1 rRNA gene is annotated in these 1,564 nt (G+C 56.8%); it reads right to left on the bottom strand.

Annotated elements, in window-relative coordinates:
- Nucleotides 1-48: 48 nt before the first annotated feature.
- Nucleotides 49-1,564, bottom strand: a 23S ribosomal RNA gene (locus tag UO65_RS31995); the annotation flags it as partial.

Genomic DNA, 1,564 nt, shown 5'->3' on the forward strand with positions numbered 1-1,564 from the left:
GGGGGTGGTTGGTGTCTCAGACACCGCACAGTGGATGCGTAGCATTTTTGTAACAAGCCCTCGGCCTATTAGTACCAGTCAACTCCACCCGTTACCGGGCTTCCATCTCTGGCCTATCAACCCAGTGGTCTAGCTGGGGGCCTTAACCACTCAAAGGTGGTGGGAGACCTCATCTTGGAACAGGCTTCCCGCTTAGATGCCTTCAGCGGTTATCCCTTCCGAACGTAGCCAACCAGCCATGCCCCTGGCGGGACAACTGGCACACCAGAGGTTCGTCCGTCCCGGTCCTCTCGTACTAGGGACAGCCTTCCTCAAGTCTCCAACGCGCGCGGCGGATAGGGACCGAACTGTCTCACGACGTTCTAAACCCAGCTCGCGTACCGCTTTAATGGGCGAACAGCCCAACCCTTGGGACCTACTCCAGCCCCAGGATGCGACGAGCCGACATCGAGGTGCCAAACCATGCCGTCGATATGGACTCTTGGGCAAGATCAGCCTGTTATCCCCGGGGTACCTTTTATCCGTTGAGCGACGCCGCTTCCACCAGCCAGCGCCGGATCACTAGTCCCGACTTTCGTCCCTGCTCGACATGTCTGTCTCACAGTCAAGCTCCCTTGTGCACTTGCACTCGACACCTGATTGCCAACCAGGCTGAGGGAACCTTTGGGCGCCTCCGTTACCCTTTGGGAGGCAACCGCCCCAGTTAAACTACCCACCAGGCACTGTCCCTGAACCGGATCACGGTCCGAAGTTAGACACTCGGTACGATCAGAGTGGTATTTCAACAATGACTCCACCCACACTGGCGTGTGAACTTCACAGTCTCCCACCTATCCTACACAAACCGAACCAAGCACCAATACCAAGCTATAGTAAAGGTCCCGGGGTCTTTCCGTCCTGCCGCGCGTAACGAGCATCTTTACTCGTAGTGCAATTTCACCGGGCCTATGGTTGAGACAGTCGAGAAGTCGTTACGCCATTCGTGCAGGTCGGAACTTACCCGACAAGGAATTTCGCTACCTTAGGATGGTTATAGTTACCACCGCCGTTTACTGGCGCTTAAATTCTCAGCTTCGCCCTTGCGGGCTAACCGGTCCTCTTAACGTTCCAGCACCGGGCAGGCGTCAGTCCGTATACATCGTCTTGCGACTTCGCACGGACCTGTGTTTTTAGTAAACAGTCGCTTCTCGCTGGTCTCTGCGGCCGCCTGACCCTAGCCCGCGAAGGGCTTCAAATCCTGCGGCCCCCCTTCTCCCGAAGTTACGGGGGCATTTTGCCGAGTTCCTTAACCATAGTTCACCCGAGCGCCTCGGTATTCTCTACCTGACCACCTGTGTCGGTTTGGGGTACGGGCCGCGTGGAAACTCACTAGAGGCTTTTCTCGGCAGCATGGGATCACTCTACTTCGCCTCATTCGGCTATGCATCACGTCTCAGCCTATACGGTTGACGGATTTGCCTGTCAACCAGCCTACACGCTTACACCAGTCACCAACTGCTGGCGGAGCTACCCTCCTGCGTCACCCCATCGTTTGGCTACTACCGGTTCAGGTCCCGCGCTCCAC

Source organism: Actinokineospora spheciospongiae, assembly GCF_000564855.1.
Taxonomy (GTDB): domain Bacteria; phylum Actinomycetota; class Actinomycetes; order Mycobacteriales; family Pseudonocardiaceae; genus Actinokineospora; species Actinokineospora spheciospongiae.